Genomic DNA, 17049 nt, shown 5'->3' on the forward strand with positions numbered 1-17049 from the left:
GCCGGGTGATCAGGAGTGGGCGGCCACCTTCGCGGCCAGCCAGGCGTAGTTGGCCGCCTGCTCGGCGGCGACCCGCGGGTACTGATCGGCCGGGGTCGGTGCCCGGTCCTGCTCGACCAGCAGCCAGTCGCGGTAACCGCCGCGCAGCAGCTCGGCCAGGAAGGCGTCGATGTCGACGTCGCCCTCGCCGAACGGCACGCAGACGTCCGCCCACCACTCGTCGAAGTCGGTGCGCCCGGCGGCCTTGGCGTCGGCGAGCACGGCCATGCGTACGTCCTTGACGTGCACGTGGTTGATCCGCTCGCGCCAGGCCCGCAGGCACTCCACCGGGTCGCCGCCGGCGAGCTGGATGTGAGCGATGTCGAGGGTGAGGCCGACCTCGGTCAGCTCCAGCAGCCGCTCGACCTCCCACGGCGATTCCACATAGGTGCTGATGTGGGGGTGGAAGGAGGGGCGCAGTCCGTAGGAGCGGGCCATCGCCACCGCGCGCTCGGACAGCCGGGCCAGACGCTCCCAGCCGGCCTCGTCCAGGGCCAGCGAGCGGTCGTCCCAGGAGCGGGCGGGATTGTGCAGCAGGGTCTGGCTGCCCTCGTCGGCCAGGATGGCCAGCGGCGCCCGGTCGGCGGGGGTGCCCGCCGCCTCGGCGCACGCCGCCAGTTCGCGGCAGGTCTGCTCCATCCGGGCCAGGTCGTGCTCCACGACGTCGTCGCCGAGGGCGTAGTGCACGGGGATGTAGGCGCCGACGGCGGCCAGCCGGTGCTCGGTGAACAGCGCGGCGGTCTGCTCGGGCGTGCCGAAGAAGCCGGGCGGGCCGAGCTCGCTGCCGTGGTAACCGGCCTCGGCCATGGAGGCCAGTAGGGCGCCGGGGGAGGAACCGGGCCCGCCCGCGCCTTCGCCGTACACGCCGTAGCTCACCGGCGCGTTCCCGATCAGAATGCCGTCCGGCAGGCCGCCGGAGGTATCCGCGCCAGGCGTCGTGGCGGGGTTCGTGGTGGGGTCGGTCATGCTGCGGCCCCCTTCGCGGCCTCGCCGCCGACCGCGACGCCCGCCCGCGCGGCGAGCGCGGCGACGAGCGCCTGGAGACAGCGCACGTCCTCGGCCGCCCCGGCGGCGCCGGAGCGGACCGGTGCCTCACCGTGCACCGCGGCGGCGAACTCCTCCAGCTGGCGCACGAACCCGGTGTCGTAGCCGTGCCGCGCGGTGGTGTCGCGGCGCAGCGCGCCCTCGGCGCGTTCCACGCGCAGGGTGGAGCGCACGTCCACCAGGTAGGGCGCGGCCATGTCCAGCCGCAGCCGGCCGTCGCGGGCGAGTACGGCGATCTCCTCGCCGTACTCGGGGTGGTCCGGGAGCCAGTTCCAGTTGAGGACCAGCTGGGCGCCGTCGCCCAGAGGCGCGGTGGCCAGCAGGCACGGCGGTTCGCCCTCGACCGGCCACGGCCACAGCTGGGCGCTGTCGAACGTGGTGGGCAGGGTGAAGCCGAGCGCACGCAGTACGGAGAGCTCGTGGATCACCGAGCCGTTCAGCACGTCCCGGTAGTAGCGGCCCAGCTCGGCGGGCACCTCGCCCAGGGCGTCCAGGGTGCGCGCGTCCTCGTAGGCGAGGGACTCGGCGATCACGGAGAGGTCCGCGTCGTCGGTCGGCGGGGCCAGCCGCAGATGCTCCACCTGCGGTTCGTCTGCGGGGTGCAGCACGGTGACCCGGACCGTGCGCGGGGTGTCCAGCTCGGCCAGCTCGGCCGCGGCGACCTCGGTGAGCGGGTCGTACATCTTCATGTAGCCGACCTGCAGCACCAGGCCCCTGGCCTCGGCGAGCGCGCCCAGTTCCTCGGCCTCGGCCACGGTCAGGCACAGCGGCTTCTCGGCGAGGACGTGCTTTCCGGCCTCCAGCGCGGCGCGTGCGGCCTGCGCGTGGGTGCCGGGGGTGGCCAGCAGCACGGCGTCGACGGTGTCGTCGGCCAGCACGCTCTCATAGCTGTGCGTGGCCCGGACGCCGACGCCGCAGCGGGCGGCCACCGCCGCCGCGCGGGAGGGGGACAGGTCGCACACGACCGCGGTCTCGAACAGCGCGCCCAGGCGCTGGACGGCGGGGAGGTGGACCGACTGGGAAATCGTTCCTGCGCCTATGACGGCGAGACGGACCGGTGGATGTGACGGCATCGAGGCTCCCTCGGCTCGGGTGCGGCGCGGTGTGCTGTCGCGGTCGCGGGTGGGTGGTGTCGCGGGTGGTGATGTCGGGGGCGTGCCATCGGGCTGGGCCCTGTGGCCTGTTGGGGCAGGGGCCGGCAGTGGCCCCGTGCACCGGCAGGCGGGCACACGCCGGGGAACGGAAGAGAGGCTTCCGAATTTCGGCGTGGTGGGATCATGGCGTACTTCAGTCCAGTCAGTCCAGTGTTTGGACCAGATTTTCATCTGGTCCATGAACTGGTTGCTCTGGTACGGTCCATGACCGTGACCACGCATGACGCACCGGCCTCACCATCCGTCCCCGCCCCCGCCACCGCCGTGAGCGCGCCCTCCGCGACCGCGACCGCAGGTCCGGCCGTCCAGCTCGCCCGCCGCGCACTCGGGCAATTGCTGGACCGCCGGGTATGGGCCCCGGGCAGCCAACTGCCCGGGGAGCGCGCACTGGCCCAGCGAGTCGGCGTCAGCCGCAGCAGCCTGCGCCAGGCCCTTGCCCTGCTGGAGGACGAGGGCCGGGTGCACTCCTCCCCGCAGCGCGGCTGGTTCGTCGCCACCGACGTGGTCAGCGAGCCGCCCAGTGTGCTGAAGAGCTTCACCGACATCGCCCGTGCCCGGGGCCTGACCGCCACCGCACGGCTGCTGCGCCGGGAGGTCCGCCCGGCGGGCTACGAGGAGTCGGCCCGGCTGCGCATCGCACCCGCCGCCGAGGTGCTGGAGATCGTCCGGGTGCGCGGCCTGGACGACGTACCGGTGTGCCTCGACACCACGGTGCTGGTGCGCTCCCGCGCTCGGGCACTGGAGGACGCCGACCTGACGGATCGTTCGCTGTTCGCCGAGCTGGAGGCCAGGGCCGGGGTGCGTGTCATGCACAGCACGTACACCGCGCGCGCGGACGGTGCCCAGCCCCTGGAGGCGGAGCTGCTGCGGGTGCCGCCGGGCACGCCGGTCCTGGTCGGCGAGGAGGTCACCTACGACCAGAGCGACACCCCGGTGCTGCTCGGCCGGGCCGTGTACCGCGGCGACGCCTACCGCCTCGAAGCCACCCTGCACCGCAGCTCCGACTGAACCCACCGCATCCCAGGCGAAGGCCAACTCCCGTGAACACCAGCCCGATCCCGGCGTCCGCCGGGGAACCGTCCGGCCGTGCCGCCGTCGCGGCCCTGGACGTCGGCGGCACGAAGATCGCCGCCGGACTCGTCACCGCCGACGGCGCCCTGCTGCACCGCCGCGAACTGCCCACCGCCACCGCCGCGGAGGGAGGACTGCGCGACCCCGGTCTGGCCGGCACCGCACGGGCCGCCCGCGCCCTCCTCGACGACGCCGTGCGGCTCGGCGTCACGGTGACCGCCCTTGGCGCAGGGTTTCCCGAATACGTCGACGCCGACGGCATGTTGACCAGCCGTGAGGTACTGGCCTGGGATGTCCAGCCGACCGCCGTACTCGCCGCCGAGGCCGCGCCCGGCCTGCCGGTGGCCGTCGGCTCCGACGTGCGCTGCGGGGCCCTCGGCGAGGCACGGTTCGGCGTCGGCCGCGGGCTTCCCGACTTCTTCTACGTCTCCCTGGGCACCGGACTGTCCTCCACCCTCGTGCTCGACGGGCGGCCCGTCGCCGGACGGCGCGGGGAGGCCATCGCCCTGGGGGAGTGGGAGGTCCCGGCCTCCGTGGACCCGGACTGGCGCGGAAACCTCGAGCAGTACTGCTCCGGCCGTGGCATCGGCGCACGCCGCACCGCCTGCGGCGGCTCGCCCGTACCGGGCGCCCGGGAGGTCACCGCCCTGGCCCGGTCCGGCGACCCCGCGGCGGCCCGCGTCCTGACGACCGCCGGACAGGCGCTGGGCACGGTGCTCGGCCAGCTCGTCCGCGTCCTCGACCCCTCGGCGATCGTGCTCGGCGGCGGGCTCGGCACGGGCGATGGGCCGCTGCACACCGCCCTGCGCGAGGCCTACGCCCATACCACCCGCACGCGCCCCGCGCCGCCGCCCATCCACCGGGCCGCCCTCGGCCCGGACGCCGGCCTCATCGGCGCCGCGGCACTCCCGGCACTCACGGGGCTCACGGCGTCGCTTTCCTGACGCCGCGTACCGGCTTTTGAGCCGGCAACAGGCGGGGCGTGGACCGGAACTCCATCGGTCCACGCCCCGCCTGCCGGAGGAAGGAACTGCTCAGCAGTACAGGTTGTTACCGGGGCTGACGCCGAGGATGGAGGCGAAGCGCTGGTAGGCGTCCACGCGGCTCTGCACCTGGGCCGGATTCCTGCCGTCGCATTCCAGGGAGCCGTTGATCGAGCGGATGGTCTGCCCGAAGCCGGCGCCGTTGACCATGGCGGCGTGCGGGGTCATGGTGCCGGGACCCGACTGGGTGTTCCAGTACCACAGGCCGGTCTTCCAGGCCACGGACGCGTCGTTCTGCACCAGCCAGGGGTTGTTGAGCAGGTCGATGCCGAGCGCGTCGCCGGCTGCCTTGTAGTTGAAGTTCCAGCTGAGCTGGATCGGCCCGCGGCCGTAGTAGGCCGCCTGCCCGGCGGGGCAGCCGTACGGCTGGTTCCAGTCGCAGTAGTGGGGGTAGTTGGCGGTGTTCTGCTCCACGACGTAGACCAGGCCGCCCGTCTCGTGATTGACGTTGGCCAGGAACGCGGCCGCCTCCTGCTTCCTGGTCGTGTCGCTGCCCGTACCGGCGAAGCCGGGGTAGGCGCTGAGCGCGGCGGTGAGGCCGCTGTACGTGTAGAAGGAGTTCCGGTTCGGGAACATCTGGTTGAACTGGGCTTCGGAGACGACGAAGCCGGACGGGTTGCCGCCGCCGCCGCTCGCGGGAGCGTTCCACTTCTGGTTGGCGCCTCCGGTGCAGGTCCAGATCTGCAGGCGGGTGCCGTTGGCGCTGTTGTTGTCCCGGACGTCGAGGCACTTGTTCGCGGCCGGGTTGACGATGTCGCGGGCGCCGGTGACGACCCACTGCTGGTTCGCTCCGCCGGAACAGTCCCACAACTGGACGGCGGCGCCGTTGGCCGTGCTGCGGTCGACTACGTCGAGGCACTTGCCGAGCGCCCGCAGGGTTCCGTCACCGGAGTTGGACCACTTCTGGGCGTTCGTGCCGTTGCAGTCGTAGAGCTGGACGGCCGTGCCGTTGGCGTTGCTCGCGGCGGCTACATCGACGCACTTGCCCGCGAGGCCGCTGATCTGCCCGTCCGCCGCCCAGGCGGGCGAGACGGCGAACAGAGCGGAGAGGGCGAGAGCGAGCACCGCGCTGACCGTGAGCCTGGCCAGGGATGAGCGTCTGCGAAGTCTGGTACCGGGGTGGGGGGTGGACATGAGGAGTGCTCCTCCTGAGGAAGAGGTGATGGAGTGACGACGTGGCCGCCGGGCTCCGGTGGGACTCGGGGCGGCCGCGAGGGTGGGGGACGAGTGCGAGCCGGCGAAGAGCGCCGTGGCGCCACGAGGACTCGACCCGGAGCTGTGGGAGGGGCCTGACGGCCTGGAATCTAAAGGTCTAAACCAATGCGGTCAAGAGCTGTACATGACATCCGGCCGATAATCGAGGGGGCGGCCCCGCAAGCCCTGATGCCCCTGCCCCACCAAAATGGCTCGCGGAAGCCGTGGGCCTAGAGGATCCTGAATGCCCCGCCGCGCGAGCGGCCGACCCGCTGAACCGGACGGGAGCATCGTGATCCCCAGCCCTGGACGGCAGTTGCTGCGGCGGCTGCGTGGCCGCCCCGAAGTCCTCGGCGTCACGCCGCACCTGCGCGAGGACCGCCTGCCTCTTCGGCCAACCGCGGGTCAACTCCGGGACGAGACAGCCGCCATCGAGTCCGGGCGTGTCCGAAGCGCCGACGAACTGGCCGTCCTGCTGCTCGCCGTCGACCGCGACGGTGACCCGAAGCTGCTTGCCGACACCGGACAGTTCCTGCTCGGGGCAACTCCCCGTTTGTGGCTCATGCTCGATGTGGCGGTACGCGGTGCTTGGTGGCTGGCTCCACGCTGGTCGGCGGCCGCGGTGCAACGGCTGGTCCAAGGTGAACCCTCACTGCTGGGGCTCACGGTCGCCGCGTTCCACTCCGACGGCCATGTTCGTGAGGCGGCCGTTGCGCGTCTGGCCGAACTCGACGACACGCCGGCGGTGCCCGCACTGGCGCTGCGGGCCTCGGACTGGGTGCCGCAGGTCCGTGACCGTGCCCGCGCGGCGCTCGAGCGCCGTCTCGCCGAGCCCTCCGGTGCGGCGTTGGCCGCGGCCGCGGCCGTCGCCCTGGCCCTGCGGGACCGCCGCGAGGGCCGCTGGCTGGCCGAACGCGTCGAAACCGTCTTGCGGGAAGGCCCGGACGAGCTGCTGGCCGCCGCCCTCGCCGCCCCGGACCGGCTCACCCGCCGCACCGCGCACCTCACCGCGCTCGGCGTCGGCCGACTCGACCTGGAGCAGATGCTCCACGCCGCCGAACACGACGACGACCTGCCGACCCGGATCCGCTGCGCCGAAGCCGCGGTGAAAACCGCGGTCGCGGCCGGAACCGTCGACCGCGTCCGCCCCCTGCTGTCCAGCGGCACCGCGAGGGTTCGCGCAGAGGCCGTGCACGTGCTGGCCCGAGAGGGCGACATCACCCCTGCCACCGCCGCGCTCGCCGACCGCAACCCGATCGTGCGGGCGGTCGCTCAGGCGGCACTGCGCCGCGCCGGATCCGACCCGGCGGAGCAGTACCGGCGCCTCATCACGACGTCCCGCCCCGAGCCGGGAGCCATCGCCGGCCTCGGTGAGACGGGGACCGCTGACGACGCTGTCCTCGTCGCGGCCTGGCTGGAACACCCGCGGCCTCGCGCACGAGCGGAGGCTGTGCGCGCGCTGCGCCGTCTGGGCGCGGCCGACCCGGAGCCCCTCTTCGCGATGCTCACCGACCCGTCCGGAGCGGTGACCCGGCAGGTCACCATCGCACTGCGCCCCTGGACGTCCCGTCTCGACCTGCCGCGCCTCCGCCAACTCCTCACCGTGAGCAACCCGCAGCACATCCGCATGGCCGCCTACCGGTTGCTCCACGAACGGGACACCTGGACTCGACTGCTCGTCGACCTCGAACTCGTCGCCGATCCGTCACCCCCGATGCGCAACCGCGCCCGTGGCGACATCGCGACCTGGCTCGCGCGTGAAGCCGCCACGACGTACTCGATGCCGCAGGGCCGCACGCTCGACGCGCTCAATGAGCAACTGCGCGCCGCCGAAGGTGTGTTCGGCCCGGACCGGGTGCGCCTGCTGCGCTTCCACCTCGGGCTCGGAGGCTCGTCGACCACCTGAACTCCTACGCCCGTTCGGCATCGCCCGGCCCGCCTGACAAACCACTTGCCTGACAAACCACTTGCCTGGCGGACCGCCGCTCAGGATCAGGCACACGGTGAGCGACATACCCGAGCGGTGGAGTCAGGCCGGCGTCCACCCCGACATGTGGGCGGACCCCGACGAGGACCCTCGTAACAATGACAAACCCAGTCCCGATGGCGAGTTGACGACCTTGCTGGACTGCCTGACGGGCTATCGGCTGACCCTGCGGATGAAGTGCGAGGGGCTGAACCCGGAGCAACTGGCACGCCGGTCGGTGCCGCCGTCGACCATGTCCTTGCTGGGACTCGTCCGCCATCTTGCCGAGGTGGAGCGGGACTGGCGCAACTGGATCGTGCCGGGGGACCCGGCGCCGGAGCTGTACGGAGCGGATGACCGCGACTTCGAGGGAGCCGTCGGGGAACAGGACCTGGTGGACGGTGCGTTTACCGATCTGGTCCGCGAACAGGCGGCGACCGACGCGGTGTTGGCCGAGTACGCCGATCTGGCTGCGCGGGTGGGCCGCGACCTCAGCTCTGTCCGGGAGTTGTGGGTCCACCGGATCGAGGAGTACGCCCGCCAGTGCGGGCACGTCGATCTGCTGCGCGAGCGCATCGACGGCCGGGTGGGGCAGTAGCGCGCGGCTTACGTGGCGTCAGCCGGGGCAACAGCGCGGTCCGCGCGGCGCAGTTCCCCGGCCGTCAGCGCGGCATAGGCGCCGCCGAGGCAGAGCAGGCCCGGGATGGCGAGCATGGTGCGCTGATCGCTCTCCAGCACATCCTCGTAGCGGCGCCGGGAGACCTCGACGACACCGCGCGCATGGGGCGTCGTGTCGAAGGCGACGTAACGGCCGTCCCGTATCTCGGCCGACTGCAGGTTGGTCTCCTGCAGCGTGCTGAACACCAGCAGTGCCACACCTCCCACGGCCAACGCCCCAAGTGCCATCTGCACTGTGCCCGGCAGGCACCGGAAGGCCAGCCACACCGCGTCCTTGGCCGCGCGCGTCAGGGCCAGTCGCGCCAGAGCGGAGACACAGGTCGAGAAGGCGGATGCGAAGATCGCGGCCTCCCACCAACTCGCGCCCGGCAGCGGCAAGGTCCCGGGAAGCCATGTTAGCGCGGCCAGCGAGAGGAGCACGGCGCCCAGCCCGGCCGCAACACCACCATGCAGTTTGAAAGTCCACCCCATGCTTCACAGCGTGTCACCTGCTCTCTTGCGAGGAGGGCCCGGCGTTCATGCCGGGTAGGAATCGCATCGGGTGACAGCGGCGCGGAGTGCCGCCGCTTCCGGGTTCCGGGGCGCGGAGCGTCCTGGCAGCCTGTCCGGCGGAGCCGGACGAGCGCGAACACGTGTACTGGTGTTCGCTGATTGGGGTGATCGCATCGGAAGGGGGGTGTGGCTGTTCGGGTGTCGTGCGTACGGTCGCGTGGTGGTGCCGGGTGATCGGGACAAGTGCCGGGGGCGGGGGTGGCGGCGGTGCGGGAGGTCGGCGGGGGCGGACATGCCCGGTACACGTACCGGCTGCGGGTGTCGGCCACGGCCCGTACCGGGTTGGAGGGGGAGTGGGGGCGGTGTCGGTGGGTGTGGAACGAGTGCGTGGCCCGTTCCAGGAAGGCCCACGCCGAGGGTGAGGGGTGCGGGCCGGCCCGGCTCGACCGGATGCTGACCCGGGCCCGCGCGGTGACACCGTGGCTGGCCGCGGGCTCCTGCGTGCCACAGCAGCAGATCATCCGCGACTTCGCCGCATCCCGCACGAAGGCATTCAAGGGCATCAAGGACCGGCTGCCCGTGAGGCGGCGGGCCGGAATGCCCCGGCACAAGAGGAAACGCGAAACGGATCCGACGCTGAACTACACGCGGCGCGGGTTCCGGCTCAAGGACGGGCGGCTGCACGTGGCGGGCGGGATCGTCCTGACCGTGGTGTGGTCCCGTCCTCTCCCGGCCGAGCCCTCCTCGGTGCGCGTCTACCGCGACCGTCTGGGCGCCTGGTACTGCTCGTTCGTCGTCCCCGCCACGCTTGAACCGCTCCCCGCCACCGGCCGCGTCATCGGCATCGACTGGGGCGTGAGGGAGACCGCCACCACCACCTCCGACGCCCATGACCTCTCCCACGCCCAGCACGGTCAGAAGGCGCAGGAGAGGCTGTCCCGCTACGACCGGATGATGGCCCGCCGCAGGCCCAAGAAGGGGCAGCCCGCCTCGAAGGGCTACCGGGAGGCGAAGAAGTGGCGGGCGAAGACCTACGCGAAGATCGCCCGGCAGCGCCAGGACACCGCACGCAAGTGGGCGAAGAAGGTCGTGCGCGACCACGATGCGATCGCGGTGGAGGACTTCCGGCCCAAGTTCCTCGCCCGGACGTCGATGGCCCGCAAGGCGGCCGATGCCGCGATCGGCGCCACCAAGCAGGCGTTGATCGAGATGGGCCGCAAACACGTGCGGGACGTACGCCTGGTGCATCCTGCGCACACCACCATGGACTGCGGATCGTGTGGAGCGAGAACCAAGCACGCACTGCCGCTGTCGGAACGCACCTATACCTGCACCGCGTGCGGAGCCGTCTGTCCCCGGGACAAGAACTCCGCCCGCGTGATGCTCGTCCGGGCAGGTCTGGACCCGGCTGGCTCCCGGGCGCGAGCCATGAAGCGCCTCACCTCTTTGACTGCTCCCCTCCCTGAAGGGAGGGGATTCCTGGGCTCAGGCCGCCTCTTGGAGCAGCACTCCAGGAGGTCTTGCGCCCTCGAGCGGTGCACGAGTCGGCGATGGCGGCCTTGTCCCTCCCCGTGCGCGCGGAGGGTGCTTACCTTTCAGGTCATCGCCCTCACTGCGCCCACCTGCCAGGATCGCCGGTGCAGAGCCCGACCGGTCGGAAGGACGACATGCCCGCCTACGCCATAGCTCAATTGCAGGAGGCCGCTCCGCACCCGGAGATCGCCGAGTACATCGAGCGCATCTCCGCCACCTTCGAACCGTACGGTGGCCGTTTCCTCGTGCACGCCGCGCGGCACGAGGTGAAGGAGGGCAGCTGGCCCGGACACGTCGTGGTGATCTCCTTCCCCGGGATCGCCGAGGCGCGGGCCTGGTGGGACTCACCCGCGTACCAGGAGATCGCACCGCTGCGCTCGCGGCACATCGAAGGCGACATCATCCTGGTCCCGGGCGTCCCCGAGGACTACGACCCGACCGGCGCCGCGAAGGCGATGCGGGCGGCGCTGCCCGCCGGGTGGCTCTCGGATTCGGGCACGCCTTGACAGTCCGGCCCCGTCACCCGCAGGATCACTCCGTGAACCTGTCAGACAGCCAGACAGGTGGTCCGGGGCCGCGGCGTGTCAGCGCCATGGAAGCGGTGCTCGGCCACCTTCGCGGCGCCATCGAGCGTGGTGACTACGCCATCGGCGACAAGCTCCCCTCGGAAGCGGAGCTGTGCCGCACCCTGGAGATCAGCCGGCCCGTGCTGCGGGAGGCTCTGCGGGCGCTGCAGACGATGGGGCTCACGGTCTCCAGGACCGGCAAGGGCACCTTCGTCGTCGCAGCAGCCGTCGAGGACCCCACCTTCGGCGACTACGCGGCCAGCGACCTCCTGGAGGTGCGCCGCCACGTCGAGATCCCGGTCGCCGGGTACGCGGCGCGGCGCCGCACCGCGGAGAACCTCGACCACCTGGCCCACCTCCTGGACCGGATGGAGCAGGAGACGGACACCACCGCGTGGGTCGCGATGGACACCGTCTTCCACCTGGCCGTGGCCGAAGCCGCCCAGAACCCGGTCTTCCGCCGGGTGATCGAGGAGATCCGGGACGCGCTGGCCCGCCAGTCCGCCTTCCTCAACGAACTCGGCGGCCGGCGCGAGCAGTCCAACCGCGAGCACCGGGCGATCGTCGAGGCGCTGATCGACGGTTCCGAGCACGACGCGGTGCAGGCCATGACCCACCACCTCGACCGCGTCGAGACGACCCTCACCGACATCATGCGCCCGAGCCGCACGGACGCCCCCACGGAAGACGGACCCGAGGCATGAACCAGGCAGTGATGTACGGAACTTCGGTGGCCGAGGCTCCTGTGGTCCGGGAGCCCCTGCACGCCCCCGTCGCCCACCTCGTCCGCGGCGGGGTCGTCGAGGGCATCCACTACGGCTCGGTCGTCGTCCTCGGCGCCGACGGAGCCGTGGAACTGCAACTCGGCGACATCGAGGCCGCCTTCTACCCGCGCTCGGCGATCAAGCCGGTGCAGGCGGTGGCCATGCTCCGCGCCGGGCTGCCGCTCGACGGGGAACTGCTGTCGCTGACCGCGGCCAGTCACTCCGGGGAGGAGCGGCACCTGGCCGGCACCCGGCGCATCCTGGAGCTGGCCGGAGTCACCGAGGACGACCTGCGCAACGTCCCCGACCTGCCGTACGACCCGGTCGTCCGCGACGCCTGGGTGCGCGAGGGGCGCCTGCCTTCCCGGCTCGCGCAGAACTGCTCCGGCAAGCACGCGGCCATGCTCTACACCTGCCGGCTCAACGGCTGGCCGCTGGAGGACTACCTCGACCCGGGCCACCCGTTGCAGCGGGCCGTCGCCGAGGCCGTCGAGGACCTCACCGGGCAGGCGATCGCCCGCGTGACCGTCGACGGCTGTGGAGCGCCCCTGTTCGCCGTCTCGCTGCACGGGCTCGCGCGCGCCGCGGCCCGGATCACCACCGCGTCGGCCGGCACCCCCGAGGCGCGGGTGGCGGACGCCATGCGTGAGCACGCCGAGACGGCCTCCGGCTCCGGGCGCGACGTCGCGGCGCTGATGCGTGCCGTGCCCGGGCTGCTCGCCAAGGACGGCTTCGAGGGCGTCCAGGTCGCCGCGCTGCCGGACGGCCGGGCCGTCGCGGTGAAGATCGCCGACGGAGCGAACCGGGCGCGCGTCCCGGTCGCCGCCGCGGCCCTCGTGCGGGCCGGGGTCGACCCGGCCGCGCTCGCCGAGTTCGCCGGGGAGCCCCTGCTCGGCGGCGGCCGGCCGGTCGGCCGCGTCCGGCCCGCCCGCGCGCTCGATCCCGCCCCGTGCTCCGGGCTCCGCTCGGGCGGGGCCCACGCCCAGACGCCCGCCTGACCGCACCGTCCACCTCCGAAAGAGGACCCGCACAGCCATGACCGCCGCAGCCCACCGCAGCGAGCACGACCTGCTCGGCCACCGCGACGTACCCGCCGACGCGTACTGGGGCGTCCACTCCCTGCGCGCCAAGGAGAACTTCCCCATCACGGGGACGCCGATCTCCGCCTACCCGCACCTGATCGACGCCCTCGCCGCCGTCAAGGAGGCCGCCGCCCTCGCCAACGAGGAACTCGGCCTGCTGGAGCCGCGGAAGGCCGCCGCCATCGTCGAGGCCTGCCGCGAGATCCGCGACGGCAAACTGCACGACGAGTTCGTCGTCGACGTCATCCAGGGCGGCGCCGGCACCTCCACCAACATGAACGCCAACGAGGTCGTCGCCAACCGCGCGCTGGAACTGCTCGGCCACGCCAAGGGCGAGTACCAGCACCTGCACCCCAACGAGGACGTCAACCTCGGCCAGTCCACCAACGACGTCTACCCGACCGCCGTCAAGGTCGCCACGGTGTTCGCCGTACGCGGTCTGCTCAAGGCGATGGCGGTACTCCAGGACGCCTTCGCCGGCAAGGCCGTCGAGTTCCGCGACGTACTCAAGATGGGCCGTACCCAGCTCCAGGACGCCGTGCCGATGACGCTGGGGCAGGAGTTCTCCGCGTTCGCGGTCATGCTCGATGAGGACCGTCTCCGGCTCGCGGAGGCCGTCGAACTGATCCACGAGATCAACCTCGGCGCCACGGCGATCGGCACAGGTCTCAACGCCCCCGCCGGATACGCCGAGTCGGCCCGCCGCCACCTCGCCGAGATCACCGGCCTGCCGCTGGTGACGGCCGCCAACCTGGTGGAGGCCACCCAGGACTGCGGTGCCTTCGTGCAGATGTCCGGCGTGCTCAAGCGGATCGCCGTCAAGCTCTCCAAGAGCTGCAACGACCTGCGACTGCTGTCCTCCGGTCCGCGCGCGGGCCTGGGCGAGATCAACCTGCCGCCGGTGCAGGCCGGTTCGAGCATCATGCCCGGCAAGGTCAACCCGGTGATCCCCGAGGTCGTCAACCAGGTCGCCTTCGAGGTGATCGGCAACGACGTGACCATCACCATGGCCGCCGAGGCCGGTCAGCTCCAGCTGAACGCCTTCGAGCCCATCATCCTGCACTCCCTCTCCGAGAGCATCACGCATCTGGAGCACGCCTGCCTGACCCTCGCCGAGCGGTGCGTGGCCGGCATCACGGCCAACACGGCGCAACTGCGGGCCGCGGTGGAGAACTCCATCGGTCTGGTCACCGCCCTCAACCCGTACATCGGGTACGAGGCGGCCACCGGCATCGCCAAGGAGGCCCTGGCCACCGGCCGCGGCGTCGCCGAACTCGTCCTGGAGAAGGGCCTGCTCCCGGCCGAGCGCCTTGAGGCGCTGCTGCGGCCCGAGGTGCTCGCGGGCAGCGGTTCGCCAGAGGTCTGAGCGACCACCGCCCGGCGGTTCGGCACTCCGGTGCGGGTGCCGGTGCTCCCCGGGGCGGCGTCGGCCTCGGCGCCACCGCGGTCGTGCCGGCCGCCGCATGCCGTGCGTGCGGGCCGGCACCTCGGCGGCCTCTGACCAGGACCGCTCATACGGGACCCTGCGCGCGCCGCTGACATGGCGGCCATGCGCGCGCCGCTTACACGGGGCCCTGCGCGCGCCGCTCTCATGGCGGTCATGCGCGTGCCGCTCGGACGGCAGTCGTACGCGTGCCGCTCGGACGGCAGTCGTACGCGTGCCGCTCACACGGCAGTCGTACGCGTGCCGCTCACACGGCGGTCATGCGCACGCCGCCCGGCCGAGAGGCGTGCGTCGCCTTCCGGCCACCAGGCGTTGACACGCTTCCCGAGTGTTGGCCATGGCTTTCCCCGTCGATCTCCGCCGCTGCCAGGCCCTCGGCCTGGCCGGTACCGCCTTCCTCGCGTTGGGCGGTCAGACCGCCGGGGCCCTGCCGGTCGCGGATCTGGTCTCTCCCGAGTCCGGGCGCGCCGCGCTCGGACTGGTGGGGGTGTACTTCGGGGTCGTTCTGCTGATCGCCGCGTGGGCGCTGCTCGGCCGGGTGATCCGCGGCCCCGAGCCGCCCACGCCCCGCGCCCTGCTGCTCGTCCTGGCCGTGTGGGCGGCACCGCTGCTGCTGGCGCCGCCGCTGTTCAGCCGGGACGTGTACAGCTACCTCGCGCAGGGCGCCATGGTCGACGCCCACCTAGACGTGTACACGCACGGGCCCGCGCAACTCGGCGGGCCGCTCGCGGCCGAGGTCGCGCCGGTGTGGCGGGACACCGCGGCCCCGTACGGTCCGGTCTTCCTCGCCGTCGCCTCCGCCCTGTCCGGTCTGACCCGCGGGGAACTGCCGGCCGGCCTGATCGGCATGCGGCTGGTCGCACTGCTCGGCGTTGCCCTCATGGCCGTCGCACTGCCCCGGCTCGCCCGACAGTGCGGCGCCGACCCGGCCGCCGCGCTGTGGCTCGGCGCCCTCAACCCGCTGGTGCTGCTGCACCTGGTCGCCGGAGCCCACAACGACGCCATCATGCTGGGGCTGCTCGGCATCGGACTGCTCGCCGCCCGCGGCCGCCTGCACGTCCTCGGGGTCGTTCTGATCACGCTCGCCGCGCTCGTCAAGGCACCGGCCGCGCTCGGCCTGCTGGCCGTGATCGCGCTGCGCCGGCACACCGGAATGGCACGCGCGGTGGCGACGACCACCGCGGTCGCGCTCGCCACCACGGTCGTGGCAACCGCCCTCACGGGCACGGGATACGGCTGGATAGCGGCCCTGCGGACACCCGTCTCCCCGCACAACTGGTCGCCCACCAGCGTCCTCGGCCGGGTCACGGGCGACGCCCTCGCACAACTGGGCAGCGGCCTCGCGCCCCTCGCCACCCCGGTCTGGCACGCGGCGGGACTTCTCGCGACCACGGCCGCCGTGCTGTTCATCTGGCTCCGGCTGCGCCCCGGCCCGATCTACGCGCTCGGCCTGAGCCTCGCCGCCGTGGCCGTCCTCGGCCCGGCGATCCGGCCCTGGTACGCCCTGTGGGGCCTGTTCCTCATCGCCGCCGCCGCGCCCAGCGCCTCCGTCCGCCACCGGGTGGCCGCCGCGACCGCCGTCCTCGCGCTCGCCGTACTGCCGAGCGGCGACCCGCCGGACCTCGCCCAGGTGGCCCTGGCGGTCTCCGGCGGCGCGCTCGCCCTGGTCGTCCTGTGGCAGGCCCACCAGACGGCTCAGGCACCAGTGCTGGGAGGGGCCGCGTGAGACCGCCGCGCACCGACAGGGGACGGCTCGTCCTCGTCCTGTGCCTCGCCGTGGCCGTGACCGTCTTCACCGCCACCGTGCCGCTGCTGCGCGGCTGGTTCGACCTGCGCGTCTACTACGGCGCCGTGAACGACTGGGTGCACCACGGCGGCCGTATCTACGACTACCAGGTGCCGGGGACCACCTACGGCTTCACCTACCCGCCGTTCGCCGCCCTGAGCATGCTGCCGATGGCGCTCGTCGGCCCGAACACGGCGATCGCGGGCGCGCTGCTGCTCAACCTCGCCGCCGTCGCCGCCGTGCTGTGGATCCTCGTCGGCCGGGAACTGCGCCGGTACGGCTGGTTCGGCTGGGCCCTGGCGGCCTGCGCGCTGGCGCTGCTCGAACCCGTACGGGACACCATCAGTTTCGGACAGGTCAACCTCCTGCTGCTGACCCTCGTGCTCGCCGACGGGTGGTTGCTGTCCAGCGGGCGCGGCCGCTGGGGACGCTGGGCGGGGGCGGGCATCGGGCTCGCCGCGGCCGTCAAGCTCACGCCCGCGGTCTTCATCGGCCTGCTGCTGCTCGCCCGGCGCTGGCGGGCCGCCGCCGTAGCGACCGCCGTCACCGCAGTCGCCACTGTTCTCGCGGCCTGGGCGGCACCGGACGCGTCCCGCTTCTACTGGACGCACGCCCTCTGGGACACCACCCGCGTCGGACGCCTCGACTACGTCTCCAACCAGTCCCTCCAGGGCGTCCTCGCCCGGCTCGCGGCACCCGGCGAACCCAGCCGTGCCGTCTGGGCCCTGACCGTCGTCCTCGTCCTGGCGGTGTGGGTGTGGCGCACGCACCGGGCCCTGCGCGCCGACGACTGGCCGGCCGCCCTCGCCCTCACGGGGCTTGTCTCCTGCCTGATCAGCCCGATCACCTGGGTGCACCATCTCGTCTGGCTGCTGCCGTCGTTCGCGGTGCTGGTCCACGCACGCCGCCTGCGGACCGCGGCCGTCCTGTACGGGCTGCTGTGCAGCAGCGTGGTCTGGCTGTGGTTCGACGACGCCTCCGGACTCGACGGCTTCCTCGGCAGCAACACCTATGTGTGGATCACCCTGGGCCTGCTGCTGACTCTGCCGACCGGTCAGCCCGCCGTCACCAGCCCGAGCCGCAGCGGCAGCACCGAAGAACCCGCACCCGCACCCGCGCCTGCGACCGGCGATCCGCACGCCCGCCCGTACACGACGCGGTCGTAGGCCACGGCCGCGGCACAGCTCCCGGAC

14 protein-coding genes and 1 pseudogene are annotated in these 17049 nt (G+C 72.6%); 11 read left to right on the forward strand and 4 right to left on the reverse strand.

The annotated features are described in order from the left end of the window. Positions 1-9: 9 nt before the first annotated feature. Positions 10-1005, reverse strand: a complete 996-nt coding sequence (locus ACWEK3_RS23255) for a sugar phosphate isomerase/epimerase family protein (RefSeq protein ID WP_453250505.1) — start codon at positions 1003-1005, stop codon at positions 10-12. Next, positions 1002-2156 carry a Gfo/Idh/MocA family protein gene (locus ACWEK3_RS23260; protein WP_361418406.1) on the reverse strand — a complete coding sequence of 385 codons (1155 nt, stop codon included), beginning with the start codon at positions 2154-2156 and terminating at the stop codon, positions 1002-1004. The genes ACWEK3_RS23255 and ACWEK3_RS23260 overlap by 4 nt, the downstream gene beginning before the upstream one ends. Positions 2157-2447: 291 nt before the next feature. On the opposite strand from ACWEK3_RS23260, the gene ACWEK3_RS23265 reads away from it, so the two are divergent. After that, positions 2448-3245, forward strand: coding sequence for a GntR family transcriptional regulator (locus ACWEK3_RS23265; protein WP_453250506.1), 798 nt, complete (start codon positions 2448-2450; stop codon positions 3243-3245). Positions 3246-3277: 32 nt separating this feature from the next. Continuing rightward, positions 3278-4252 (forward strand): ROK family protein, encoded by a 975-nt coding sequence (locus tag ACWEK3_RS23270; protein WP_453250507.1) that lies wholly within the window; start codon positions 3278-3280, stop codon positions 4250-4252. Between the two features lie 90 nt (positions 4253-4342). On the opposite strand, the gene ACWEK3_RS23275 is transcribed toward ACWEK3_RS23270, so the two are convergent. Next, positions 4343-5485: a glycoside hydrolase family 19 protein gene (locus ACWEK3_RS23275; protein ID WP_450541841.1), complete on the reverse strand. Its 1143-nt coding sequence runs from the start codon at positions 5483-5485 to the stop codon at positions 4343-4345. Positions 5486-5837: 352 nt separating this feature from the next. Between ACWEK3_RS23275 and ACWEK3_RS23280 the strand changes: the two genes are divergently transcribed. Further along, positions 5838-7451, forward strand: coding sequence for a hypothetical protein (locus ACWEK3_RS23280; RefSeq protein ID WP_453250508.1), 1614 nt, complete (start codon positions 5838-5840; stop codon positions 7449-7451). Positions 7452-7548: 97 nt separating this feature from the next. After that, on the forward strand, positions 7549-8109 hold the full coding sequence (locus ACWEK3_RS23285; RefSeq protein ID WP_450541837.1) for a DinB family protein: 561 nt from the start codon (positions 7549-7551) through the stop codon (positions 8107-8109). Between the two features lie 8 nt (positions 8110-8117). On the opposite strand, the gene ACWEK3_RS23290 is transcribed toward ACWEK3_RS23285, so the two are convergent. Then, a complete protein-coding gene (locus tag ACWEK3_RS23290; protein WP_453250509.1) occupies positions 8118-8660 on the reverse strand; it encodes a hypothetical protein in 543 nt (180 codons plus the stop codon). A 279-nt stretch (positions 8661-8939) separates the two neighbouring features. Here ACWEK3_RS23290 and ACWEK3_RS23295 point away from each other — a divergent pair. From ACWEK3_RS23295 to ACWEK3_RS23325, 7 genes and pseudogenes are all read left to right on the forward strand, one after another. Further along, a pseudogene (locus ACWEK3_RS23295) lies at positions 8940-10097 on the forward strand (RNA-guided endonuclease InsQ/TnpB family protein); the annotation flags it as partial. 251 nt (positions 10098-10348) lie between these two features. Beyond that, the gene (locus ACWEK3_RS23300; protein ID WP_453250510.1) at positions 10349-10720 is read left to right on the forward strand and encodes a DUF1330 domain-containing protein; all 372 of its coding nucleotides are present in this window, start codon (positions 10349-10351) and stop codon (positions 10718-10720) included. A gap of 86 nt (positions 10721-10806) precedes the next feature. Beyond that, positions 10807-11484, forward strand: a complete 678-nt coding sequence (locus tag ACWEK3_RS23305; protein WP_365776469.1) for a FadR/GntR family transcriptional regulator — start codon at positions 10807-10809, stop codon at positions 11482-11484. Positions 11485-11495: 11 nt separating this feature from the next. Continuing rightward, a complete protein-coding gene (locus ACWEK3_RS23310; protein WP_453250539.1) occupies positions 11496-12542 on the forward strand; it encodes an asparaginase in 1047 nt (348 codons plus the stop codon). A 37-nt stretch (positions 12543-12579) separates the two neighbouring features. After that, positions 12580-13992 (forward strand): aspartate ammonia-lyase, encoded by a 1413-nt coding sequence (gene aspA / locus ACWEK3_RS23315; RefSeq protein ID WP_450541833.1) that lies wholly within the window; start codon positions 12580-12582, stop codon positions 13990-13992. A gap of 415 nt (positions 13993-14407) precedes the next feature. Continuing rightward, the gene (gene mptB, locus ACWEK3_RS23320) at positions 14408-15796 is read left to right on the forward strand and encodes a polyprenol phosphomannose-dependent alpha 1,6 mannosyltransferase MptB (protein WP_453250511.1); all 1389 of its coding nucleotides are present in this window, start codon (positions 14408-14410) and stop codon (positions 15794-15796) included. Then, complete coding sequence (locus ACWEK3_RS23325) at positions 15793-17022, forward strand: glycosyltransferase 87 family protein (protein ID WP_453250512.1); 1230 nt, start codon at positions 15793-15795, stop codon at positions 17020-17022. Before mptB ends, ACWEK3_RS23325 begins: the two co-directional genes overlap by 4 nt. The last annotated feature ends 27 nt before the right edge of the window (positions 17023-17049 follow it).

This window comes from Streptomyces sp. NPDC004721 (genome assembly GCF_053601495.1).